The sequence below is a fragment of the Mucilaginibacter sp. P5_A4 genome (assembly GCF_056400605.1).
This window is the reverse complement of the sequence record NZ_JBFUKX010000043.1, coordinates 32,491-58,256: the sequence shown is the minus strand read 5'-3', so window position 1 is coordinate 58,256 and position 25,766 is coordinate 32,491. Positions and strand designations below refer to the sequence as shown.

The 25,766-nt window shown below is 41.3% G+C and carries 15 protein-coding genes and 1 tRNA gene; 8 read left to right on the top strand and 8 right to left on the bottom strand.

What is annotated here, in order from left to right; all coding sequences use genetic code 11:
- The first annotated feature begins 1,141 nt into the window (after positions 1 to 1,141).
- The gene (locus AC1DQW_RS21460; RefSeq protein ID WP_477455930.1) at positions 1,142 to 5,293 is read left to right on the top strand and encodes a two-component regulator propeller domain-containing protein; all 4,152 of its coding nucleotides are present in this window, start codon (positions 1,142 to 1,144) and stop codon (positions 5,291 to 5,293) included.
- A gap of 146 nt (positions 5,294 to 5,439) precedes the next feature.
- Here the strand turns inward: AC1DQW_RS21460 and AC1DQW_RS21455 are convergent, their stop codons facing one another.
- Both AC1DQW_RS21455 and AC1DQW_RS21450 read right to left on the bottom strand, forming a co-directional pair.
- Entirely contained in the window at positions 5,440 to 8,550 is a 3,111-nt protein-coding gene (locus AC1DQW_RS21455) for an AsmA family protein (protein ID WP_477455929.1), read from the bottom strand.
- A gap of 149 nt (positions 8,551 to 8,699) precedes the next feature.
- The gene (locus AC1DQW_RS21450) at positions 8,700 to 9,593 is read right to left on the bottom strand and encodes an ankyrin repeat domain-containing protein (protein WP_477455928.1); all 894 of its coding nucleotides are present in this window, start codon (positions 9,591 to 9,593) and stop codon (positions 8,700 to 8,702) included.
- 87 nt (positions 9,594 to 9,680) lie between these two features.
- Here AC1DQW_RS21450 and AC1DQW_RS21445 point away from each other — a divergent pair, with 87 nt between their 5' ends.
- Positions 9,681 to 10,439 (top strand): hypothetical protein, encoded by a 759-nt coding sequence (locus tag AC1DQW_RS21445; protein ID WP_477455927.1) that lies wholly within the window; start codon positions 9,681 to 9,683, stop codon positions 10,437 to 10,439.
- A gap of 25 nt (positions 10,440 to 10,464) precedes the next feature.
- Here AC1DQW_RS21445 and AC1DQW_RS21440 read toward each other — a convergent pair whose 3' ends face one another.
- A complete protein-coding gene (locus AC1DQW_RS21440; RefSeq protein WP_477455926.1) occupies positions 10,465 to 12,927 on the bottom strand; it encodes a TonB-dependent receptor in 2,463 nt (820 codons plus the stop codon).
- 726 nt (positions 12,928 to 13,653) lie between these two features.
- Between AC1DQW_RS21440 and AC1DQW_RS21435 the strand changes: the two genes are divergently transcribed.
- Positions 13,654 to 15,021, top strand: a complete 1,368-nt coding sequence (locus AC1DQW_RS21435; RefSeq protein ID WP_477455925.1) for a pectate lyase family protein — start codon at positions 13,654 to 13,656, stop codon at positions 15,019 to 15,021.
- Between the two features lie 552 nt (positions 15,022 to 15,573).
- Here AC1DQW_RS21435 and AC1DQW_RS21430 read toward each other — a convergent pair.
- Positions 15,574 to 15,647: transfer RNA gene (locus AC1DQW_RS21430), tRNA-Arg, on the bottom strand.
- A gap of 100 nt (positions 15,648 to 15,747) precedes the next feature.
- A complete protein-coding gene (locus tag AC1DQW_RS21425; RefSeq protein WP_477455924.1) occupies positions 15,748 to 15,939 on the bottom strand; it encodes a hypothetical protein in 192 nt (63 codons plus the stop codon).
- Between the two features lie 464 nt (positions 15,940 to 16,403).
- Between AC1DQW_RS21425 and AC1DQW_RS21420 the strand changes: the two genes are divergently transcribed.
- Positions 16,404 to 17,339 carry a Nif3-like dinuclear metal center hexameric protein gene (locus AC1DQW_RS21420; protein ID WP_477455923.1) on the top strand — a complete coding sequence of 312 codons (936 nt, stop codon included), beginning with the start codon at positions 16,404 to 16,406 and terminating at the stop codon, positions 17,337 to 17,339.
- A gap of 323 nt (positions 17,340 to 17,662) precedes the next feature.
- Positions 17,663 to 18,523: an N-acetylglucosamine kinase gene (locus AC1DQW_RS21415; protein ID WP_477411999.1), complete on the top strand. Its 861-nt coding sequence runs from the start codon at positions 17,663 to 17,665 to the stop codon at positions 18,521 to 18,523.
- 265 nt (positions 18,524 to 18,788) lie between these two features.
- Here the strand turns inward: AC1DQW_RS21415 and AC1DQW_RS21410 are convergent, their stop codons facing one another.
- A complete protein-coding gene (locus AC1DQW_RS21410; protein ID WP_369829634.1) occupies positions 18,789 to 19,481 on the bottom strand; it encodes an NUDIX hydrolase in 693 nt (230 codons plus the stop codon).
- 130 nt (positions 19,482 to 19,611) lie between these two features.
- Between AC1DQW_RS21410 and pfkA the strand changes: the two genes are divergently transcribed.
- Genes pfkA through gap form a run of 3 tightly spaced genes read left to right on the top strand, consistent with a single transcriptional unit; the run spans position 19,612 to position 22,456 of the window.
- On the top strand, positions 19,612 to 20,598 hold the full coding sequence (gene pfkA, locus AC1DQW_RS21405; protein WP_477411997.1) for a 6-phosphofructokinase: 987 nt from the start codon (positions 19,612 to 19,614) through the stop codon (positions 20,596 to 20,598).
- Positions 20,599 to 20,604: 6 nt separating this feature from the next.
- A complete protein-coding gene (locus AC1DQW_RS21400) occupies positions 20,605 to 21,453 on the top strand; it encodes a hypothetical protein (protein WP_477455922.1) in 849 nt (282 codons plus the stop codon).
- 7 nt (positions 21,454 to 21,460) lie between these two features.
- Complete coding sequence (gene gap / locus AC1DQW_RS21395; protein ID WP_477411993.1) at positions 21,461 to 22,456, top strand: type I glyceraldehyde-3-phosphate dehydrogenase; 996 nt, start codon at positions 21,461 to 21,463, stop codon at positions 22,454 to 22,456.
- 302 nt (positions 22,457 to 22,758) lie between these two features.
- Here gap and AC1DQW_RS21390 read toward each other — a convergent pair whose 3' ends face one another.
- Positions 22,759 to 25,164 (bottom strand): ABC transporter permease, encoded by a 2,406-nt coding sequence (locus AC1DQW_RS21390; RefSeq protein ID WP_477455921.1) that lies wholly within the window; start codon positions 25,162 to 25,164, stop codon positions 22,759 to 22,761.
- Positions 25,165 to 25,492: 328 nt separating this feature from the next.
- Positions 25,493 to 25,732 carry a hypothetical protein gene (locus tag AC1DQW_RS21385; protein ID WP_477455920.1) on the bottom strand — a complete coding sequence of 80 codons (240 nt, stop codon included), beginning with the start codon at positions 25,730 to 25,732 and terminating at the stop codon, positions 25,493 to 25,495.
- Positions 25,733 to 25,766 lie beyond the last annotated feature (34 nt).

Here is a 25,766-nt window from a genome sequence, read left to right as displayed (position 1 = left end):
GCTTTCTCTAATCTGAGTTCTATTATCAGACTGCACCTGATGAGTTATATCCATCTGTTTAACTTTCTGAACGATCCCGAGAAGCTGTCCGTCGCAACTGCTCACGACCGGCAACTAAAATTGGGGGGCTTGGACATCGGGTTTAAAACATAAATCCTTGTTTTTATCTCCTAATCAATCCTTTTTTTAACAATGAAACTTTTTACCGGACAACAGTGAACGGAGTGAAGCATGACAAATGGCTTTTTTGCAAATACATCATGGGTAGTGATAATATTTCGCGAAACTCTGAAAGGGACATGACGTATATCGCATGGCTGCGAGTCGACTCACCCCAACGATCCGTTAGCTAACGGACGTCTGCCCCTCACTCCGCTTCGCGCATAGAGGGGGCTAAAAAAAATAAAAAATGAGCTTCACCCTCTTTGCGGCGTAAGCCGGAGAGAGGGTCGACCGGCGAAGCCTGGTTGGGGTGAGTCGATGCCAGCGTTCAAAGCCGATGGTTATCTAAAACGGAATTCGTCATACTCATCTCCGTCGAAGCATAGCGGGCAAGGGCCTCTCCGCACGAGTCTTCGACAGGCTCAGACTGACAGGCCTTTATGCCTCATAGGTAGGCACGAAGCATCAGCCCCGCCCCAACCCTCCCCGGAAACGAGGGCCGTAAGAATTTATCAAGTCTCCCATTCCGGGGGAGATTTAGAGGAAGCTTGCCCCGCAATAATGGCGAGACATCTACTTAACTAAAAGGCAATAAACTGAAACAATTTCCCGGTTATTTCCGTACCATGTAAAACACTGATTAACTTAAAACAAAAGCCATATAGCCTGCGGCATTTATTATAAAAGCAAAAAAAATAAAATCCTTTCCATTATTAATAAGTACCAGCCCGGCACTTTTATAAAAACTGAAAATTAAAAAACAAAATGGCAGTTACCCATCATTTAAATAAGTAAACTATTAGTATACTAAAGCCAAAAAAACGCGTTTTTTTATAATGGTAATTTATTATTTTAGCGAAGGTCATCCTATGAGTTAACAAACCAACATAATTACAATTTGGCTTATAGCTTGTATTGTTTATTTTAACCATAAGTTAACCGCAACATACATTTACAAGAAAAGCACCAACACCATAAAATGAGGCTGATATTTCTTTTTTTTTCGTGTATATCCCTGCTTTACTCCGGCCTGTGTTACCCGCAATCGCAAAGTCCGCAATTTAAACGACTTAGTACCAATGAAGGCCTTTCGCAAAGCCATGTAACTGCCATTATTAAAGACAGCCGCGGCTTTATGTGGTTTGGAACCGAGGATGGCCTAAATAAATACGATGGCTATCATTTTACACACTATAAACACGACCAAAAAAACAAAGCCACCATTATTGACAATTATGTATTGGCTATTATGGAAGATGGTGCCGGTAATTTATGGATTGGAACCGAAAGCGGCCTTGACAAATTTGACCGCGCAACAAATACATTTATCCATTACTCAGGTAACAATTTAACTTTCTCCGTCCGGTCTGTTTTTTTAGATAATAAAAAGAGGATCTGGCTGGGCACCAGTAAAGGCTTGTATTTATTTAACGCGGCAAATGGTTCATTTAAAAAATTCACACATACAGATAAAACCACCAACGGTTTAGTTAACGATTTTATAAACCAGCTTACCCAGGATAATAATGGCTGGCTATGGATAGGAACCGATGATGGCCTTTATCATTTTAATCCCCAAAACGGTAAGTTTGTTGGCTATGTTCATGACCCTGCCAACAATAAAAGTATTAGCGCCAGCTGGATAAAAGCTGTATATAAAGATGGTAAGGGCAATATTTGGATAGGAACGCATGGCGGCGGGCTGGCATTATACAACAACAAAAACGATTCATTTATAAATTTTAAACATAACCCCAATAATAGTAACAGCATCAGCCATAATGATATTCTTTCGATGCTGGAAAGCGGCGACGGCAAACTGTGGATAGGAACCGAAAATGGCGGAATTAGCGTACTTGATTACAAGGCTAATAAGTTTGTTAGTTATAAATTTGATGCAAATGACCATCACAGCCTTGGCAGTAACTCTGTTTATTGCTTATATAAGGATGATACAGGAAATACCTGGATTGGCACTTACTCAGGCGGTATAAACTTTTTGCCCGGGTTTGGTAATAAATTTACCTCCTACAGTCAAAACCCAAACAACCCAAATAGTTTAAGCAACAATATCGTTCTGGCCATCTCGGGCGACGACACAGATGAAAATATTTGGATTGGTACCGATGGTGGCGGCCTCAACTTATTTAACAGGAAGAAGAAAACCTTTACTCATTACCTGCATGACGACAACAACAGCAATACCATAAGTAATAATTATGTAATGGCAATTGTACCATTAGATAAAAACCTTATTGGTATTGGCTATCATATAGGAGGTTTTGATTTGTTTGATAAAAAAAAGGGAACCTTTACGCATCACATGCCCCAGGCTAACAATCCGCGCAGTCTTTCCCTTTCAGATATCAACAACATGTATAAAGACCATGACGGCAATATATGGATAGGAACCTGGAAAGGCGGCCTTAATTATTATGACGTAAAAACCGGCCTTTTTACCCAATACAGGAACAATCCCCGGGATAATAACAGCCTGAGCGGCGATATTGTTACTACCGTATACCAGGATAAGCAAGGCAATATGTGGATAGGTACCGATAATGGCCTGGATATATTAAACCCTAAAACCGGCCGTTTTACGCATTACCGGCATGATGAGGAAAACAAACACAGTATATCAAACAACACTATCGAATCTGTTACCGAAACAGATGATGGCGAGATGTGGATAGGTACAAATGGCGGCGGCCTTAACCATTTTAACAAGCGCAGCCATACATTTACGATATATACCGAAAGGGAAGGGTTGCCAAATAATGTGATCTACACTATTGTGAAAGATGGGAAAGGCAACTTCTGGTTAAGCACCAACAAGGGGATTTCCAGGTTTAATCCCAAAACTAAAATCATCAGAAACTATGGCATTTCTGACGGGTTGCAGGGAGATGAGTTTAAAGGCCACTCCCGTTTTCAAACTGCAGATGGGCAAATGTTTTTTGGCGGCGTTAACGGATTCAGCACTTTTTATCCCGATAGTTTAAAAGACAATAACTTTATTCCTCCCGTTTATATAACAGGTTTGCAGATTTTTAACAAACCGGTTATCGCGGGCGGTAAAAATTCACCGCTTCAAAAAGATATTAGCGAAACAAACGCCATAAATCTTTCTTACAAACAATCGGTATTTACATTTGAATTTGCTGCCCTGAACTATACCATTCCCGAAAAAAACCAATATGCTTATAAGCTCGAAAACTTTGATAAAGACTGGAACTATGTGGGCAATAAGCGAACAGCTACGTATACCAACCTCGATCCGGGTTATTATACATTCAGGGTTAAGGCATCTAATAACGATGATAAATGGAATAACAAAGGCGCATTTATCAGCATTTATATTAAACCTCCTTTTTGGCTTACCTGGTGGTTTAAGCTCATCATTATCTTGATTATTGTTGCAGGTGGGCCTACATTTTACCTCATCCGCACGCGCGCTATATTGAAACAAAAAGACGAACTGGAACGCCAGGTTAAAGAACGCACTGCGCAATTGGCCAAAGCAATAGAAATTGAAAGAAAATCGGCCCTTGAAGCAGCGGAAGCTAACAAAGCTAAAAGTATATTTTTGGCCACAATGAGCCACGAGATCCGAACGCCTATGAATGGGGTTATCGGGATGGCTTCTTTACTTGCCGAAACGCCTTTAGATGAAGAACAACGTGCTTTTACCGAATCGATACAAACCTGCGGCGAAGATTTGTTGGCGGTGATCAACGATATTTTAGATTTTTCTAAAATAGAATCGGGTAATATGGAGCTGGAGGAAAAAGATTTCAACCTGCGTACCTGTATTGAAGAAGTTTTTGATGTTTTTGCTTTAAAAGCTGCCCACTTAAAACTCGACCTGGTTTACCAGATTGACTACGATGTGCCGTCGCAAATTGTTGGCGATAGTTTAAGGCTTCGCCAAATCCTGATCAATTTAATAAGTAACGCTATTAAGTTTACAAAAAAAGGCGAGATTTATGTAGCAGTACACCTGCTCAGCGCTTCAGAAGACAACCACATCGAATTAAGCTTTGAGATAAAGGATACAGGTATTGGCATTTCTGCCGATAAGCTGCACAGGTTGTTCAAAGCGTTTTCGCAGGTTGATTCATCAACAACCCGCCAGTACGGCGGCACCGGCCTTGGCCTTGTTATAAGCGAACAACTGGTAAAACTAATGGGCGGCAAAATCAGCGTTGAAAGCGAAATTGGCAAAGGAAGCACATTCCATTTTTCCATCCTCTCGCACAAAAGCCTGCTGCCCGATCAAACCCAGGTACACCATAGTATGAATGGTTTTGAAAACAGTAAAATTTTGGTTGTTGATGACAATGATACCAATTGCCGCATTTTAAAAGGTCAATTGGAACAGTGGAAGCTAAGCCCGGTAATTGCTAATTCGGGTAAACAGGCACTTAGTATATTATCACAACATAATAATGATTTTAAGCTGGTTATTACCGATATGCAAATGCCGTTTATGGACGGAATTGAACTGGCAACCTTAATACGCAACAAATACCCCGAATTACCCATCATGCTTTTGAGCTCCATAAGCTATGTTTTCCATAAAGATAATCCCGGCCTTTTTTGCTCTATATTAACCAAACCTGCCAAGCAACATATTTTACATAAGCATATTGTAAAAGAACTTGGTAAACACTTAAATTTACCCATTCATGAACTACTGCATGCCGATGCCGCAAAACATAAGTTACCTGATAATTTTTCGGCAAAGTACCCTTTGAATATTTTGGTTGCCGAGGATAACCAGATGAACCAAAAACTGATTATGAAGGTTTTGAATAAACTGGGATATGAAGCTGATTTGGCAGCAGACGGACTGGAAGCCCTGGATTTGGTTAATAAAAAAACATTCGATATTATTTTAATGGACGTACAAATGCCAAAAATGGACGGCCTGGAAGCTACGCAAATAATAAAAAAACGTTTCCCGGCACGCCCCTTTATTATAGCGATGACGGCCAACGCACTTCAAACCGACTTAAAAATTTGCATGGATGCAGGTATGGACGACTATATAAGCAAGCCATTTAAGTTAGATGATGTGGTTAATAAGCTCGAAAAATGGGCAGTGCGTGCTAATGAATCTCCCTCATAAGTTAATGCGCCGTAAACTCAATAAAACTCCTGCAAACATTGGGTATAGGTGGCCCCGATAGGTATGATATGATTGCCAATATTCCGGGCCCCGCAAACAAATCATAGCAAAAAATCTGCACATCTAAAATCCGCACATCTGCACATCTATTCCTCCGTCTCCTTCAATTCATCTTCCTTCTTCCCTTTACCCAGGTGAACAATTGGCTTATCCTGTGTGCCGGTAATGGTCATAGGGATGCCAAATATACCCAATGGCGGCAGGCCAAGGCGAAACTGCAGGTTCAGCTTACCATCAAAACTTACCTGCCCCTCAAACCGCGGGCGGAAACCGGCCATACGCATTTTGGTGCGCTCAATGGTGATGATATTATTGGCTATAGTGGTTTTAATATCTACTTTACTTACATCGTTTTTGCCGCCCAGGCTATCGCGCCCGGTTTGTTTACCTACCGCGCCAAACAGTTTAAAACCCTTTACTTTAACCTTTTTTACCGATAGTACTCCCCCACCTTTCAATGATGGATACACCGGTTTCATATCGCTGTTGAGTTTGCCGCTCAGTTTATAATCAAGCGATACAATACCCTCGGCATTTGCTGCAGATGTGGCCATATCATGAAATAGCTTTACCTCGCGGTAGGCCCTTTTTATATCAAACTCCCTGGCGTCAATATGGTAATCAAAATATGCTTTTTGCGGGTTGATGCTGCCATAGGTGGCATCCATGGTTACAGGGGCGCCTATCAAGGTAAAACCGGTTTGTTTTAAAACAATCTGCCCTTTGCTAATGCTCATTTGCCCTTTGGCATCGTTAATATCCAGGCCATTGTATTTTACCTTTTTTACATCGGCAGTAAAATTCAAATCGAGGTTGGCGGGTACCAGGATAACACCCGGTTTAGCGGCTTTTGGCGTTGACGGGCCGCCGGCAAAGACCATAAAATCATCGGCGATAATAAGTCCGCTTGTTAGTTTAAACTCCCCTTTTAAGGGTGAGTTTGGTTTAAGGGCATAATCTATCACGTTTGATAATGCGCCATCCAGCACGATAACCGATTTACCGTAGTTGGCCGTAAACTTATCAAACTTCATTTTATCCTGGTTAAAGCTAAACAGGCCTGTTTTAACCAGGAACGGCTTAGGGAACAAATCGGACGTGAGCGCAATATCCTTCACCTTCATGGTACCCGAGTTAGCCAGCTGATTATACCGGCCGGCAGTGGCATCGCTTTGCCTGCCTTTTAAGGATAGGTTGGTGCTGATAAGGCCTTTTACATTGTAGCCATCCAGAGCAAACACCTTGTAAATTTTACCAATATCCAGCGAGCCCTGCGATTTGATGCTATAATCCAAGTCGTCGAAGTTTTTGAGGTTAGCCTTCAGCATAAAGGGCTGGCCTTCAAACGTAAAGGATACCGGTTTGATATTCACCTTCAATCCTTTTAATGAGCCGGTATTATTGCTGATAGCTGTGCTTACCTCAATATTTTGCAGCGGGTGCGGGTAGTATTTGGTTTGAATATATCCGCCATGCAGATCAATCTGCGCGTTGGTAACCGGGAAGATCCTTCTTTCGGGAATATACCTGCCTTTGGTTTGCACATCAGCATCAAGGTTGCCACGCAGGTCGATGCTATCCACAGGGTAAAATTGTTTAATATCACTTAGGTTAAATTTCGCTTTCAGGTTGGCATCAATCGTAGCGCCGGCTGTATTGCTCAATTTTAAATAGCCTTTTATATAGTTATTTAGTGCATTAATGTTAAGGTTGGTCATGGCCATGGTGGCGTGCGCAGGGTTATGGTCGGGGCAATTGGCATCCAGGTTAAAGCTGATGTTTTTCATGCCTTCGGGTAATTTGGAATACTTAAAATATCCATCCCTGAAACCCGAGTGCAGCGTAAATTTAGGTATGCTGGTTATCACCGTATCAACGTGATGCCTTATGCCTGTCTTTTTTATCCCGGTAGTGTATTTACCATCGGCTATCATGTGCAGGGAGTACCTGCCCCTTACATCAAATGCTTTAACACCAAAGGCCTTGTTCCATTTCTCCAGGTCGATCTCTGTATTGATCTTGGCAAAAACAGTTGGCGATTTGATACCTTTTACCTTAATCACCGAACCAAAATAATCTTTCCCGATATTGAAATATACCGAATCAATATTCAGGTTAAGACTATCGGGATTACAACCGGGCACTTTGGCATCCATATTGAGATACAGATTTTTTACCGGTTCGGGTGTGTTTTTATTGGCTATAAAACCATTACGCACCTTCATGCTGAAATCCAGGTCGGGCATGGTTTTGGTTGCGGCAATGTATTTACCAATAAGCGACATGGTGATTTTGCCGGTTCCGTTCAGCTCGGTATCATCAATCCATTTGGCGTATTGAGCAGGCAGTGCGGTAAAAATATCGCTCAGGTCGCTTTGCTCAGATTTAATCCTGAAATCCATACCATAGCCATCTTTTAAAAACTCAAACCGGCCTTTAAACTCAACAGGCAGCTGGTTAATCATCAGGTTATTTTTTTGAAATATAAACGCAAACGATTTTGTATTAATGCTGGTAACCAGGTCGGCATTTACTTTTTTATGAAAGATGTAAGGCTGCCCCGCGTAAGTAAAATCTACCGAGCCAATTTCGGTATGGGTGTACAGGTCAAACACATCTTTACTTAAGTCGCCGCTGCCTTTGTAGTTAAAATCGCTGGCATTAACCAGCATTGGTATTGATCTGTCGTTATAAACTAAATGGCTTTTCTCTATCAATATCTGCTCAATACCTAATGAGGCGCTTGCAGTATCCGCCGCCGCGGCAGGCTGCGCGTTTTTTGATTTGTACACATTATAATTGGCATGCCCTGCACTATCTACCTCAATATTGATGGTAGCTTTACTTAAATAAATACGGTTGATATTGATTTTGCTTTTAAACACCGACGATAGGTCAATTGCCAGTGAAACCTCCTTAGCTGCCACCAACGTATCACCCTGAAAAGGCGCACTGCCGTTAAGCGAAAAATCATTCAGCGTGAGTGTAAGCGCCGGGAATTTTTTAAAGAACGAAAGGCTGGTACCCGAAAAATTGAGCTTGCCATTGATACTGCCACCAGCCCATTGTTTTATTTTATTGGTGATGGTTTGCGGGAAAAGGTAGGGCAGCAAAAACATTAATGCTAACAGGCTCACCAGGGTAACGCCAAATATTTTGAGTGTTTTTAATATGACTTTTTTTATAGGTAGGGGCATAAAAATATAGCTAATGGGATGCCATAAAGATAATGGTAAAAGCGGAGGGCACAACGAAAAAAATATTCCCCTAAAAAGTCCCCCTTCCGGCTAATCTATACACACAACAAGTAATGTGATATTAGTATAAACTACGGATTGACTTTTATTTAAGCCTCACTTCCGGGGAGAGTTTGGTTGGGGCTCATGCCCCTCAAATATTCGGCAATAGCTATAAAGTTCCTTCTCACCTGTTCGTCCGGGCTTTCTTCCTTTTCCATATACTCTGCCCAGCCTAATGGCGTTCCTTCGTAAACCTTATCTTTTAAATCAAGCCTTGCGCCGGCCTCAACCAATAGTTTCACCGCATCAAGCGAACCTGAGTATACAGCCTGGTGCAGCGGCGTAGCATGTGTATGAAAGCCGGCATTGTTTTGAGGATAACCATTTGGATCGGCCCCTAAACTCAATAAATAGGCTACCATATTGGGTTTCCCATAAAAACCGGCCACAGCCAACGCCAGCAATAATTCCTCCTTACCTGCGGTTGCTGTCATATCAATAACATCTGGCATCCTATCAAGGCCAATTGCTACGGCCAAGGTAAGTTTACCACCCCGATCAATAAGGTGTGCAGCGGCTTCCATATTGCCGTGTGCCAATGCGCCCAAACCGCCGCCGGGCTTTGCACCCGCATCAATCAGCACATCAATCATTTCAATTTGTACACCGCATTCTTTAGGGATCCGTCCGGTTGCAACCAGCCCCAGGGTATAATCCAGTTGCATCTGCGCGGTATCCGCGGCCTTATTTTTTACAAACCCTATGAGTAGCCTGGTTATGTCAACAATATTAACTGCTAATTTGCCCGTGCGGATAGGGTTATCGGCAACAAACCACAGCAGGTACGGATCCTTAAAATATCCGGGGTCGGGATAGTTTAATCTATCATGTATTAACCGCAGGTTTTTTGTTACCAGGTCTTCCAACGTAATTATATCGCCCCGGTCAATAGCTTCTACAGCCTGGCGAAATAGCGGATCTGTGATATCGGAGTTTTCCATTGCGGTAATTAATTAGCCTTTATCAATATAACGATGCATATGTATCTTTCATATACACTAAATTAGCCCTTACAATTACATATTCCGATGAAGAAGATAATTTACCTCGCACTGTTTTTGTTAGTTATTCAAAACGCACAAGCCAAAATACCCGCCGATATTATAAAACGATACAGACAGATAGTAAGGCTTATAAAAACAAATAAAGCGAAGGAATTATCTACGATGGTAACTTATCCTATTAAAAGAGTAAACCCACTGAAAGACATTACCAATGCCAAAGAATTTATCGCCTATTTCCCAGTTTTGTTTGATGAGGCATTTAAGAAAAAGATGACGCTTTATAATGATACCGATATATTTGAGCATAATGGCGAATATGGGTTAGTTGGCGGCTCTTTTGACGGCGACATCTGGCTGAATGAAACCGGCGATTTAAAAGCCATTAACTATAGCTCAAAACGCGAGATCGAATTAAAAAATCAGCTAACCAAAGCAATCCAAAGTAAAATGTACCCCGACGTTAACCATTGGGACGAAAATATACTGGTGCTGCAATCAACTAAATTATTGATCAGACTTGATAGGGTTAATCACAATATCCGTTATGTTTCCTGGAGCAAAGGCCGGCCAAATTCCGAAAAGCCAGATCTGATATTGAACAACGGTCTTGAAGAAGCGCAAGGTACCCAGGGTGGCCGGACATATACCTTTAAAAATGGCGACTGGACCTACGTTATAGACGATGTGGAAATGTGCGAAACAGATAGCCAATGTGGCTTTTTCCTGCGCCTGTATTTTAAGGAGGTGGAAAAAAGTTCGACGAAGTTAAAAGAGATCAAATGAGTAAACACGGGCTTTAAGCAATACCTTAAAACGGAAATATCGCTTTAAAGCTAATATTCCTGCCAATGTTGTAAATGCCCAGGTGTCCGTTTGGCGATGCAGTGTAATATTCAAAATACTTTAGCCGGTTGAGGTTGGACTGATAAGCGGTATCAAACAAATTATCAACCTGTAAAAAAAGCTCACAAAAAGTTTTTTCTGATTTTCCTTTGATGGTTGTGCCTGCGCCAATGTTTATAAGGGTATACCCGGGTGTGGCTGTTTCGGTATTATCCAAAGCGTAGAAACGGTTTTGAGCGGTATATGCATCGGCTTCGGTTTTAAACCAGATTTTTGAAAACATGCCATAAGCCTGTTGTAAAGTAACCTTTAATTCCGACCGGATATGCAGCGGCGGAATAAAAGGCAGGTATTTTGCCGCGCCATTTGATTTATCTATCAGCTGTTGATTTTGATTGATACCGGTAACATAGGACATGCTGTTATTAAACGCAAGCCATTTAATGTGTTGCGGATGCAGGTTAACGGTAAATTCGGCACCATAAAGCCTGGCTTTTGATTGCTGGTACTCATAAGTGCTGTTACCTGCAACAATCACTACCGGGTTGACATTGGCATCGGTGAGCTTAGCCTGGTAAATGTAATTATCAATCTGGTTGTTAAAAAACTCGGCAATCAGGTCAACATCTTTCAAATAGGAAATAATTCCGATATCTTCCTGCAGGCTAAACTCAGGGCTGAAACCGCGGTTGCCCAGGTAAACAATATGCGCGCCCGGATCAAGCCCGTTTGAGCCGATCTCGGTAATGTTTGGTGCACGGTAACCTCTGGCAATGTTTGCTTTTACCAATAAACGCTCGCTGATGTTATATGTTAGTCCCAAACTGCCCGAAAAACCTTTATAAACATGCTTAAACGCCGGGAATTGTAAATGCGCGCCGGCAGTATCGGGTAATTTAACCTGTTGTTCAAAACCGTTTTTGGGGTTAGGGCCTACATAAAAATCATTCCAACTGATATGGCGGTTATCATACCTTATTCCTCCCGAAAGGTCGAGCTTTCCAAAGCTTTTCCTGGCAAAAAAGAATGTTCCGGCATCAAATAAGTTATAATCAGGAATCGGAAAATCTGTACCCGCCTTGCTGCGGTTGGCCTGGTACATACCATTAACACCTACTGTACTTTCTATACCGCCAAAGGTGGGCAAATTGTATTTCAGGTCGTAATTAAGGGTATTGAGCACTACATATAAACCAGCCTGCTGCGCCAAAGTGGGGTGGTTATATTCCCTGCGGATGCTTTGCTGCAAACCCAGCGAAACATCCAGGTTACCGTTGCCCAATTTTACCTGGTTATGGGTATAAACACGGTAATGCTGAATACGCTGGTGCAGCGGCGCAATGGAATAGGAGTTTAATTCATCATTGCTTACCAAAGGTCTTTGTTTAATATTGTCATCAGCAACTTCATTCACCTGCTTGGTAAATTGCCTGGTAAGCGAATCGCGGCTGCCATCTGGAATCTCCTGCCGGTTATCATATAATGTAGCGGCCATTTGCCAGTACCCCCATTTTTTATCAACCCTAACCATGCCCGATAAATTATACTCCCTGAAACCGGTATTGTAAACAAGTCCGTCAATTTTATTACGGTAATCATGTGCTGTTTTGGCCGTGGCCCTGAATGCATATTTCCAGTCATTTTTTTTATAAGCTAAGCCCAGCGATGTGCCTATCATACCGTTATTGGTATGATAATCTGCCACATAATCGCCTTTTAACACACTATCAGCTCCATTGGGAATAGCGGGGATAAGGTTAATTACCCCGGCTATGGCGTCAGAGCCATAGGTTAGGCTGGCCGGTCCTTTGATCACTTCAGCGCGGCCAATACCATACTGGTCAATCTCGATACCATGTTCATCTCCCCATTGCTGCCCCTCCTGCCTGATGCCATCATATAAAGTAAGTACCCGGTTATAGCCCAGGCCTCTAATAAAAGGTTTAGAAATGTTTGGCCCGGTAGTAACCGCGTTTACACCCGGCACTCCTTTTACTATGGCGTCAATAATGTTATTATTCACGTTTTCGTTCATTTCTTTTTTGGTCATTACAGCAATTGGTACAGGGTTACGCCGTAATTCGGTAGCCCGGGACACCCCTGTTATCACCACTTCGTTCAGTTTTGAGCTGCTCTCTTTCAGGTTGACCTTTAAAACTGTAGCCTGCCCGGTATGGATGGCTACCTTTAGCTTTTCGGGGACGTATCCTATTGCCGAAAATGACACTTCGTAGTTACCGGGAGAAATGTTTTTAAGATTGTAATAACCCTTTTCATCGCTTGTGGTGCCCAATGTTGTGCCTGTCAGGGTTACAGAAGCATAGGCAAGCGGTTCGCTTCCAGTTACAAGCCTCCCTTTTAATGCCCCATTTTGGGCTATAACGGCAGCAGGTATAAATAACATTAAAAGCAGGTATAGTATTTTCATTTTACTTTATAAGACTTGTTTAATTTAAAATACAAAACAAATAAAAATAATTAGTCTTACCTAATTTTATTTTAAAATTATAACTAAAAAATTAAGATTGGGCAGGTTTTATGCTTAATGAATACCTGTCGGGAGTATGTTAATGGAAGACTATTCCGCGTAACACATAGAACAGGGGGTAAACCTTATTGCAGGATCAATTAGCATGGTACTTAGTTTTAGGTGGCAAAAGGGGCCGAAATTAAAGCACTACCAATCGGGGTCATCAATATTGGGAAGGACATGTTCCAGTCAGCATACGTGCAAGTTGTTAGCCGGTAGTATTTGAGTTTAGGTGGAATAATAGCTAATAGTCCAGCCACTTCCGGTGCGGAAAAAAACATTCTGGATATGGCGCGGAAAATACCTGCCATGAGTTGATTTTTTTAATCGAGCGTGAAACCAATTCGCATATAAATTTAGGGGATCAAAACACTTTAAAACTCAACAAGTTGATAATAAAAGAGATAAGAATGGATGAGAAAGCGAGAATTGTCATATTTATGCCATAAAGCGTATAGACMTTCACACCTATTTTACACCCAAACTTCACAATTAAAAGGGTTTTACGAATTATATAGGCGTTGTTTTTGAACTATTAGTATTTTTGATCCCCCCCTTAACGACTGTTTTTTTGACAGTAATTTTTTTAACGGAAATTCCTTTGGTGACATTTATTTAAAAAATATGGAAACGAAAAAAACAATTACCCAAACAAGTTTACTCTGCTTAGTACTGGGTGCAGTTCTTAGTTTGGGTAGTTGTAGTAAAAATCAGGTAAGTAACATAAATCCGTTAAACAGCCAAACCTCAACCCCTGCATTAAATATACCGGGAAATGCCACCGCCTCTTTAGCTACAGTAGCAGTTTACGCCATTGATGTATCTACTTTAAGGTTAGATACCGGGTATTGCTATAAAGCAGGACTAATTCCGTTCGCAGGGGATTCAAGTCAGGAACCAACCGGATCAACCCTTAGGCTTTTTGAAAACGGAGTGGAATTAGGCCCGGCACATATTTTTCACGATGATATCCGTCGAATTGGAAGAGGAAGCTTTAGTCATTGGAAAAAAGATTTATTTTTTTCTGCATCCGACAACACAAACCCCCTTACCAATGGCAGAAAATACACTTATACGTTAGCAGGCAAATCAACCGGAACAAATGCTGGTTTGGTAGGATATGCAGCTGTTAACGGAACAACCACAGGGGGTATGGGTGGCCAATCTATAACCGTAACAACCTTAGCAGCTTTAAAAAAAGCAGTTGCAGGTTCAACTCCAAAAATTGTTTACGTCAGAGGCGCAATTAAAGGTTTAGGGTTTGACCCTGTTTATGTAGGTTCCAATACATCTATTATTGGCGAAACTGGCAGCACATTAGAAGGAATAAATTTATTTTTGTTTACTGTAAACAACGTTATTTTACAGGACTTAACCGTGAGAAACTACTTATGGGAATGCAGTTTTTATGTAAAATTCCAGTCTCGGCATATATGGATAGATCATTGTGATTTTGCAACTGATCGTAAACATGGCTGGGATTATTGGGGCAAGGATATCGGTATTACAGAAGGCTCTGATTTAGTAACTATATCCTGGTGTAAATTTCATGATACTAATTTGTCGGTGCTTATAGGATCTGTAACAAGTAATGCCTTAGCCACTAATACAGGTCAGTTACATGTAACTCTGCATCATAATTTTTGGTATAATACAAGCGAAAGAGAGCCTGCATTGRTTTTTGGCACTATACACATGTTTAACAATTACCATTTAAATAATGGGGGTTATTCAATAGGTGCGAGATTTGGAGGTACAGTAAGAACTGATAATGAATATTTCTCTGGATGCATTAAACCTCTTACAACAAATCTTGATGGTGATCCCGCAGGTCGTTTCAGCGGTATTACCACAAATATTTATTCAAATTGCGGAGCCAATGACATCACATCTTCAATTTCAACTTGGGTTCCGGCTTATTCTTACAGCTCTTTTCTTGATCCTGCAGCAAGCGTACCATCTATTGTTCAGGCGGGAGCTGGCTCGCGGTGATAGTTAATTAATTTACTATCTATTTACAGTTACTATCTACTTTACAGGAAAGAGGGGAATAAATTTAAAGATGATCAATCAGGATCATCAGCACGGGGAAGACACCGCACTGCTATTAAACACACTAAACAGCTGCATAAAATTATTGTCGCGAATATAACTAAGGCCATGGGGTATATAACTAATATTTGTTTAAAATTGAGGCAATATTGGTTTTAATGAAAGTTCTTACAGTTATTTCCTGGGAAATTCTACTATAAGATTTATTAAAATAGAAGCATAAGCCTCCTTATTGACACTAACATACAAACTCAAATAGAATATGTTATAATAGTATCGATGGATAGGCAACATTAATCGATCAAAAGCCGGTAAAAGGGCTTCCAACAAATCTTTAAATAGCGGGGTCAGCGGTTTGAATCCTGAAATTATGCTCGTTTACTTCACCTGTCTTACTTGTAATATTTAGCAGGCAAGCATCTGCCATCAGGCAAAATATCAGTGTATACAGGCCTTTTTAAAAATCAATTAGAACGGCTATAATTCCTGGTGTGATCCCATTAGGATTCGAACCTAAGACCTACAGATTAGAAATCTGTTGCTCTATCCAGCTGAGCTATGGGACCATTTACTTTAAATATAATGGCACCATTAAGGAAACCATTGCATTTTCGCGGTGCAAATATGCAAAATTATGCTTAAATATCAATCAAATTTTTAATTTGATTAGGAGCGCTTCCTTTTAACGTATTTATTGTACAGGTATTCTGCGTATCCAACGCTTACATAGTCTGGAAATTTCCACTTAGGATAATAGGTCCTTTGAATATATTTTAAAAAGCTAAAGAACAATATCGCTACTATCAAAAAAATACCCAGCGAAAGCAGAACGGCTCCAAACGCAATAATAAAATTCATTTTAATTTGTAATTTATACCTAATACGGATTTAGTTATAAATGGTTATAGGTTTTTCTGGATGAATGTTATTTTTTTTATTACCAAGCCGATAGATTTAAAAAAATCAGTAAAAACAACAACTGATCCTAATTATCCACATCGGCAAAACCTAAAAACGGCAAAAAATAAAAGCCCCTCGCACTCGCTGCTTGGGGCTTTAAACCTAAACCTTATCACAATTAATAAGTGTGAACCACTTACCTTATGAGGGGGCAAATATATTGTACTTTGCTAAAGGTTGCAACTATGAAATGTAAAAAGGACACTAAACTTCATAAATTTTTCAGAAAAGTTAAATGTTTGCCTGATAGCTAATTGCCATTCTATAAAAGCTATATTCTCTAATTATGCTTAAATGTTATCCAGCTCCGTTAACATTTCCAACCCCTAATTTTTTATATTTGATCTACCCAATCAACCATTATGAACTCAACAAAAGATCTTTTTCCACTGAATGAAGACCATAACCGGCGCAAATTTATTTTCAACCTAAGCAGAGTAGCAGCAGCTACCGCATTTTTAACAGCGCCGCTTGCCGGCAATACGGCCGACTTTTTTAACGTAAAGGAAGATGTTACCGTAGGGCAGATCATCGATAAATTTATAGCCCAGATTCCGGGCGCTCCATTCCCCTCAACCGTTGATACGCTTAAAAGCGGCAGCATGGATATTAAGGTTGCCGGTATTATTACCACCATGTTTGCCACCATTGATGTAATTAAACAGGCCATTGCTTTAAATGCCAATTTTATCATCGCCCATGAACCTACTTTTTATAACCATGCCGATGAAACCAACTGGCTGGCCAACAACGATGTGTACCAGTATAAAGCCCAACTGCTTAAAGAACATAACATAGCCGTATGGCGCAACCACGATTATATCCACAGTCTTAAACCAGATGGCGTTGGTGCAGGTTTGCTAAAGCAATTAAACTGGGCCCCTTTTTATAAGCCCGAACTGGGTAACGTGCTGGTGCTGCCTACTGCTACCTTAGGTTCATTGATTGGATACCTGAAAACTAAATTATCCATCAGCATGGTAAGGTACATTGGCAATCCGGCTCAAAGCTGCCAAAAGGTATTATTTTTACCGGGAGCCGCCGGCGGTAAAAGGCAGATAAGCGAGACCAGCAAGGTAAAGCCCGATGTATTAATAGTTGGCGAAATACAGGAATGGGAAACCGCCGAATATGTACGCGACRCACAGGCCAAAGGCGATAACTTATCGCTGATAGTGTTGGGACACATCGCCAGCGAAGAGCCCGGCTCGGAATTTATGGCGGGTTGGTTAAAAGAGCATTTTCCGGCTATTAAATCCGTTCATATCCCCTCCAAAAATTCGCTATCATTTGTTTAAACTAAATTGTTTTAGCATAATTGCAAACAACTATTATTAATAGATGTTGTTAAATTATCCAACATTACGTACAATTGCAGAAAAACTTACTTTAATGGCCTGATTATTAATTATATGTTTATTTTACATTTATTATAATACCCCAATTTTGTAAAAAATGTGTTGTTAACAATGATAGTTAAGGGCGCTTTAAGTTAGATTTTGTGCAAAAAGACAGTGTTATTAACGTAAAAATGGCAATTTTTATCTTTTAGATTACAAAGTGTTTTTTTTACAATAAGTTAATCATACTTTTAACCAATTTTTTTAATAAAACTTAATTTATGATCATAATTGCTGACGGTGGCTCAACTAAAACAAACTGGTGTCTGGTTACTGAAGAAGGTAAAAAAGTGTATTTTAACACAGAAGGTTATAATCCTTATTTTTCGAGCACCGCGTACATCATACAATCGTTAAACGAAAGTTTGCCTACCGATCTTGAAAAAGATGAAATAACCGAAGTTAATTACTACGGTGCGGGTTGTTCAACCCCCGATATGCGTAACGTTGTGAAGGAAGCTATGGAAGCGGTTTTCACCAAATCAAAGGTGAACATTGGTCACGATCTGCTTGCCGCAGCGCGTGCCCTTTTAGGTAACACCGAAGGCTTTGCAGCCATATTAGGTACCGGTACAAATACCTGTATCTATGATGGTAAGGATGTTGTTCAAAATATTGATTCGGGCGCCTATATCCTGGGCGACGAAGGCAGCGGATGCTACATTGGTAAAAAATTACTGGTTGATTACTTGCGCGGCTATATGCCCGAGCCTGTTCGCGCCCTGTTTTGGGAAACCTTTAAACTTACGCCCGATGATATCAACGAGCAGGTTTATACCCAACCGCGTGCAAACCGTTTTTGTGCCAGCTTCAGCAAATTTGTTTACGATAACAATGTTCATATTGAATACTCACGTAACCTGGTGCGTACCTCGTTTGAGGATTTCTTCCGCAACCTGGTTGCACACTACCCCAATTATCAAAAATATACATTTAACTGCATAGGCTCGGTAGGTTACAATTTCCGTAACGTGCTGGAAGAGGTAGTTACCGAAAACGGAATGGTTGTAGGTAACATCATCCGCTCGCCTATAGATAACCTGGTAAAATACCACCTGGAATTATCGCCAAGCTCTTTGTAAGAACAAGGATTTTTGGATTAAGGATAAAGGATCCTTTTGACAAAAGACAAAGGACTTTCAGACAAAAGACATAAAAAGAAGGGCCGGAAATTAACTTTCCAGCCCTTTATTTTTTATTATCCGACTCGCCTTTATTTCAAATCTTTGCTTTTTGTTCCAAAAAATCCTTTTCCGAAAATCCTTTGTCTGACCGTCCTTTGTCCGAAAGTCTTTTGTCCGACAGTCCTTTGTCTAAAAGTCTTTCATCCTAAAATCCTTGCTCTCTCTACCCCAAACTCATTTCGCCCTGAAAAATCTTGCCGTATTTACGTTTATCAAACTTGTACAGTTTGGCGGCGCGGTATGACACGCCTTTTTGTTTTTCGTCCAGCTCTTTTAAAAATCCATAGCTGAGCATTTTTTTGCGGAAATTTCTTTTATCCAGCTTTTTATTAAGCACCGCCTCATAAAGCGACTGCAATTGGGTAAGTGTAAATTTTTCTGGCAGCAGTTCAAAAGCAATCGGCTGGTAATGCAGCCTCCTGCGGATTTTGTTAAATCCGGTATTGAAGATCTCGCTATGGTCAAAAGCCAGTTTTGGCAGATCGTTAACCGGGTGCCAAATGGCTTTTTTCGCAAATTGGGTTACCGGTCGCAGCTCTTTTTGCCCGTTAATACGGATAAGTGCATAATAGGCAACCGTAATCACGCGGCCCTGCGGGTGCCTGTTCACCTCACCAAAGGTATGAAACTGCTGCATATGCAGATCGCGCAGGCCGGTAAGCTCGTACAGGATCCGTTCTGCGGCATCATCAATACTTTCATCCTGCTCAACTATATAACCGGGCAGTGCAAACCAGTCTTTATAAGGCTCTTCGTTTCGCTCGATTAATAAAATCTTAAGTTCGCCGGCTTCAAAACCAAAAATTACGCAATCTATAGAGAATACGGAATCAAACTTGGGTAGCATTAGTTCCAAAATAGTTGTTGAGATTTAAGTTAACAGTTTAAATATAGGTTCTTAATTTCTAATCTAAAAAAAAACAAATAAATTTAATGGTGTAATTTACACACTGTATCTTCGTAGCACAAATTTAGTGACGTAAAAAATGCATAAAATTTCAAAACTTGCTGTTTTAACCTCTGGTGGTGATGCCCCCGGTATGAACCCATGTATTCGTGCGGTTGTTAGAACAGCGATTTACAATGGCCTTGAGGTAGTGGGGATAAGACAAGGTTACAAAGGCCTTATCGAGAACGACATGTACGACATGAACAAACGCTCGGTAAGCAATATTTTGAGTTTAGGAGGTACAATTTTAAAAACAGCCCGCTGTTTACCTTTTAAAGAAGATGAAGGTATGGCCGTGGCCTACCAACATTTAAAAGAGCACGGTATTGATGCCCTGGTGGTAATTGGTGGCGATGGCACTTTTACAGGTGCCCTGCGTTTTTCAAGAAAGTATCCTGATATTGCGGTAATAGGCGTTCCCGGCACTATTGATAACGATCTTTGCGGCTCAACCTATACCCTTGGCTTTGATACTGCTACCAATACCGTTATACAGGCTATCGACAAAATACGTGACACTGCTGATGCACATGACCGTTTGTTTTTTATTGAAGTAATGGGCCGCGACTCGGGCGCTATTGCCCTGCGTGCAGGCATTTCCTGCGGTGCTGAAGCCATTTTACTGCCCGAAAAGCAAACCGCTATTGAAGATCTTATCCAAAACCTGAAGGAAGGTCATATGAACAAAAAGTCTTCGAGCATTGTTATTGTGGCCGAAGGTGATAAAAACGGCGGTGTTTATGACGTTGCCAAAGCGGTACAAAAAGAAGTTAAAAACTACGACATTAAAGTAACTATATTAGGCCACTTGCAAAGAGGAGGCAGCCCATCAAGTTTCGACCGTATTTTGGGCAGCAGGCTGGGCTTTGCAGCAGTTAACGCTTTGATAGCCGGGGAATCACAAAAAATGGTAGGTTTGCAAGCTAATAACATTGTGCTCACCAGTTTGGAAGATGCGCTTAACCACCATGAGTTTAAACTGGAAGCAGACCTTTTACTCATGGCGGATATATTATCGATATAATAATTAATGATTGCAGTAGTTTACAGCGGATCGTATTTTGCACATTGGCGCCTGGCAGCTAAGGGAAGAACTATTGCTTCTTTTAAAACCAATGGCATCAATCCGTACTTTAACGACGAAAAGCACATACTGCAACTCCTCAACAAAAACATTAATCTTATACACCACGCCGAGCAAATAAAACGTATTTATTTCTTTGGCGCAGGTGCATCGTCTGACGAACGCAAGCAGGTGATCCATAACGCCCTATCCGCTTTCTTCAAGTTTGGCAAGGTAAGCGTTGAGCACGATATTACAGCGGCGGCCATTGCCTGCTGCAAAAACTCGCCGGGTATTGTAAGCATTTGCGGCAGCGGTTCAAACGCCGCCTGGTACGACGGTAAAAAGGTTGAACCCAACAATTACGGTTTAGGTTACGTGCTGGCCGATGAAGGTAGCGGCAACTGGCTTGGCAGGCAGCTCATCAAAGGTTTTATGAACGAAACCCTGCCGGCAGGCATCCGCAAAAAGTTTGTTCATAAATACGATGCCGACCGCAAAACACTTTTGGAGAAGGTTTACCGGCAAAAACAACCCACTTTATTCCTGAGCTCGTTTACCGAATTTTACCTGGAAAACCGTGCAGATAACCATCTCCAAAACGTCATAAAAAAAGGATTTAGCACGCTAATTTCGACATATTTATTACCTTTACATAAGCAACATCCCGAAGCCTCCATTTATTTTGTGGGCACGGTTGCTGCCAATTTTCAGGAACTTTTATATGAATCAGCGGCTGAAGCCAATCTTCAAATAGCCAATATTATTAAAGAACCTATAAATAATTTATTAACCTACTATTTAAATAAAAATTAAAAAAATCATGAAAATAGGAATTAACGGTTTCGGCCGTATTGGCCGCCTGGCATTCAGAGCCGCAATTGAAAGATCCGACATTGAAGTTGTTGGTATTAATGACCTGGTTGAGCCAGATTACATGGCTTACATGTTAAAATACGATTCAACCCACGGACCGTTCAAAGGCACTATTGCTGTTGAAGGCGGACATTTGGTTGTAAACGGTAAAACTATCCGTGTTACTGCTGAAAAGGATCCTGCTAACCTTAAATGGGGCGAAATAGGTGCCGAAGTGATCATTGAATCAACAGGCTTGTTCCTTACCCAGGAAACTGCTCAAAAACATATTGATGCCGGCGCTAAAAAAGTAGTAATGAGCGCACCAGCTAAAGATGATACCCCTACATTTGTAATGGGCGTTAATCATAAAGAATTGAAAGCCGATCAACACATCGTTTCAAACGCTTCATGTACCACCAACTGTTTAGCACCTATTGCTAAAGTATTGGATGATAATTTCGGTATCGAAGAAGGCTTAATGACTACTGTACACGCTGTTACTGCTACTCAAAAAACTGTTGATAGCCCGTCTGCAAAAGACTGGAGAGGCGGCCGTGGTGCTTACCAAAACATCATTCCTTCATCAACCGGTGCTGCTAAAGCAGTTGGTTTGGTTTTACCTCAGTTAAAAGGTAAATTAACCGGTATGTCGTTACGTGTACCTGTTGCCGATGTATCTGTTGTTGACTTAACTGTACGTTTGAAAAAAGGTGCTTCTTACGAGGCTATCAAAGCAGCAATGAAAGCAGCATCGGAAGGCGAACTTAAAGGCATTTTAGGTTACACCGAAGATGATGTAGTATCTGAAGATTTTAAAGGTGATGCACGCACATCAATTTTTGATGCTAAAGCAGGTATCGGCCTTAACGATAACTTTGTTAAAGTTGTATCATGGTACGATAACGAGTGGGGTTATTCAAACAAACTGATCGACCTTGTTCAGGAATTAGGTAAAGTATAATTCCCTTTTTCCCAATCTTAATTAATACCAAAAGCCCTGGCAATAGCCGGGGCTTTTTGATTATGCTATCTCGCTGGCTGTCATTGGCAGGCACCTCAATGGCGGCCTTTTTTGAGAGACCCCAGGGGCACAAAAGTCCTTATTCCTTTATCCAACAGTCCTAACGTCCAAATCCTGTCCGTCCGCTACCTGGTACCGCTGCTGTGCGGACAGGTGCGGACAGCTTTTTCATCCAAAAACGGCGAAGCCCTCACCGGAGTTGATCCTTGCTCCTTGCTCCAAAAGTCCCGCTACCTGCTACCCTACTCGGTTTTCAAACTTTTAACCGGGTTCATCAATGCAGCTTTTACGGTTAATAACGACACCGTAACAAAAGCAATGATAAACACCACTATAAACGGTATAACAAACAATATCCAATTAATGCTGAGCCTGAACGAGTAGGTTTGCAGCCATTTGTTAATGGCATACCATGCCAGCGGCGCCGACACAACAAAAGCTACCACTACTAACACGGCAAAATCCTTATAAAGCAGTTGTAAAATATTGCTCACGGTAGCGCCCAGTACCTTACGGATGCCTATCTCTTTGGTGCGCTGTACAATGGTGTATGATACCAAGCCAAATAAACCCAGGCAGGCAACAAATATGGCTATGAATGTAAATATGCCAAACACCTGGCCAAAACGCTTATCAGCCTGGTATTGCTTGTTAAAATGCTGGTCGAGAAAGAAATAATCAAACTGATCATTGGGGAAATAGGTTTTCCAGTCTGTTTTTAACACACTTAATGTATGCTGAATATCGGCTGTGCTAATTTTAATAGATACCTGGTTGCGCAAATCGGGAATACACCTAAAAATCAACGCGTCATAATCATCCCGTAACGATTGCTGGTGAAAATTATCAACAACACCAACAATAGTATAGGTTTTTCCCCAAAAGTCAATTTGTTTACCTACGGCCTGTGCGGGCTTATCAAAACCCATTTGGTGAATAGCCTTTTCGTTAAACACTACTGAAGCCGTATCGGTGGTAAATTGGGTAGAAAACTTGCGGCCCGCAAGCAGCTTCATATCGTAAAAAGTTAGGTATTCCTGGTCGCCGCCAATAATGCGGTATTGCTTGCCTTGCGACTGATCGGCACCATGAGGCTTAATGCCGCCCGCGTTCCATCCCACCGGTTCGCCGGGCACCGTGGTTGAAACTGTCATCCCTTTAATAGCCGGGTTAGTGAGAATGTTATTCTTAAAAGCCATCATATTGCGGTAAAATGAATCAATTTTGGCTATCGGCGGCTTAATCACAATGGTTTGATTGATATTAATACCCAGGCTTTGGTTTTGCATGTATTGAATTTGCCTGAATACCGTTAACGAACCAATAAGCAGGAAAATTGATGCTGCAAACTGAAATACTACCATCCCCTTTCGCAAAATTATGCCCCGCGGCGATGCCGACAACTTGCCCTTCATTACTTCAACCGGCTTAAAAGATGATAGCACCATGGCCGGGTAAAAGCCCGAAAAGAACGAACCTACCAGCAATATGCCCGCCACCGTTATCCAAAACACCGGATTTAAAAACAGGCTAAAGCTGATATGCAGGCCCGATATATTGGCAAAAACGGGCAAAAAAACAACAATGAGTATAACGGCAAGCAGCAGCGCCAACAGGTTAAGCAACCCCGCCTCCAGCATAAATTGTACAATAAGCTGTTGCTTTGCCGACCCTAATGTTTTACGTACGCCAACCTCTTTTGCCCGGCCTATCCCTTTGGCGGTAGCCAGGTTAATATAGTTTATCCAGGCTATAATAATTACAAATACGGCTATGCCCAGCAGCAGGTAAACAGCATTACCATCGCCATTGGGCTGCAGTTCATACATCAGGTTGGAGTACAGGTGAATACTGCTTACCGACTGCAGCGTATAAATACCACTGTCGCCCGTACCCTTAAATTTATCATACGCTTTTTTTACAATGGGAATAAACTTAGCTTCTAAGGCTTTAGGGTTAACACCCGGCTTAAGCAGCAAATAGGTAGTGCAGCCGTCATTTTGCCATTGGTTATCAATACCTGGCGCATAAATTTTTGCCAGGGTTGCCCACGACTGCAAAAAATCCAGCTTCATGTGTGTATTTTCGGGCATATCCTCCATTACACCCGTAACCTTCATGCCCTTATCATTATAGGTGGTAATAGTTTGCCCAACAGGGTTTTGGTTGTTAAACAGCTTTTTGGCCACACTGCTTGATATAACCACCGTATTAGGTTCGGCCAGGGCGGTTTTAGGGTCGCCGCTGAGCAGTTTGTACGAGAAGATATTGAAGAAGGAACTGCCCACAAAATAATTATTGGCTACCGTCATTTTTTGATCCTTATAGCTCAGCAGGATATCGCCCGCCGGCGATAATTTCACCATATCTTCAATCTCGGGCAAATCGTTCTTAAATTCCGTGCCGGGCGCAAAAGCCCCGCCGGCCCACCGGGTGCTTAGTTTGCCATTATTATACCTATCCTGGTTAATGCGGTAAATGCGGTCTTTCTTTGTCTGAAAATTATCAAAGCTCAGTTCAAACGTAACATATTGCAAAATTAAAAGGCATGCAGCCATACCAATAGCCAGCCCCACAATATTAATAAATGAAAAGGCTTTGTTTTTGGTGAGGTTACGGAAAGCAACCAAAAGGTAATTTTTAAGCATAACACCGGGTTTATGCCAAAATTGAGGCTAATTACATGCCAATGTTTTAATTAACTAACAATCAAATAGTTATACAAATATTCAAATTAAACAACCGTCTGAATTCGTTACAATCAGCGTGCGGGAACGAACATACCGGGCGATAGCATAAAGGATTTCTAACATACTGCGGTAGCCAGGGCTTTTGGTTTGTAAAATATCATTGCGTAAACCCCCTTTTTGTCATCCTGAGGAACGAAGGATCTATTCTACACCATGCCTGTTCGCCCTGTACAGTCTGCAAATAGATCCTTCGTTCCTCAGGATGACAAACCTTTTTAACATCATTTTACTCGTAAGAGCCCCATTTTAAAATCCGCAATAACACAGCTTTTAGTCTTTTGTCCAAAAGTCCTTTATCCTTTGTCCAAAAATCCTTTATCCAAAAACTGCCACTTGTCCTGTCCGTCCACTCCCCTGCCCCCACTATTTTGCGGACAAGCCGGACAGCCTCAGCCATACCATCATTCAAATTAATGCCCACCAGCAGCCTTATTTTTAAAAATACAATATCCGCAATAATAAACATCCGGGATTTGTATATTCGATACCTACATGGAAAG

Coding starts and splice junctions, on each gene's coding strand:
- AC1DQW_RS21460 (WP_477455930.1), top strand. CDS start 1,142: ATGAGGCTGATATTTCTTTTTTTTTCGTGTATATCCCTGCTTTACTCC.
- AC1DQW_RS21455 (WP_477455929.1), bottom strand. CDS start 8,550: ATGCCCCTACCTATAAAAAAAGTCATATTAAAAACACTCAAAATATTT.
- AC1DQW_RS21450 (WP_477455928.1), bottom strand. CDS start 9,593: ATGGAAAACTCCGATATCACAGATCCGCTATTTCGCCAGGCTGTAGAA.
- AC1DQW_RS21445 (WP_477455927.1), top strand. CDS start 9,681: ATGAAGAAGATAATTTACCTCGCACTGTTTTTGTTAGTTATTCAAAAC.
- AC1DQW_RS21440 (WP_477455926.1), bottom strand. CDS start 12,927: ATGAAAATACTATACCTGCTTTTAATGTTATTTATACCTGCTGCCGTT.
- AC1DQW_RS21425 (WP_477455924.1), bottom strand. CDS start 15,939: ATGAATTTTATTATTGCGTTTGGAGCCGTTCTGCTTTCGCTGGGTATT.
- AC1DQW_RS21415 (WP_477411999.1), top strand. CDS start 17,663: ATGATCATAATTGCTGACGGTGGCTCAACTAAAACAAACTGGTGTCTG.
- pfkA (WP_477411997.1), top strand. CDS start 19,612: ATGCATAAAATTTCAAAACTTGCTGTTTTAACCTCTGGTGGTGATGCC.
- AC1DQW_RS21400 (WP_477455922.1), top strand. CDS start 20,605: ATGATTGCAGTAGTTTACAGCGGATCGTATTTTGCACATTGGCGCCTG.
- gap (WP_477411993.1), top strand. CDS start 21,461: ATGAAAATAGGAATTAACGGTTTCGGCCGTATTGGCCGCCTGGCATTC.
- AC1DQW_RS21390 (WP_477455921.1), bottom strand. CDS start 25,164: ATGCTTAAAAATTACCTTTTGGTTGCTTTCCGTAACCTCACCAAAAAC.
- AC1DQW_RS21385 (WP_477455920.1), bottom strand. CDS start 25,732: ATGTTTATTATTGCGGATATTGTATTTTTAAAAATAAGGCTGCTGGTG.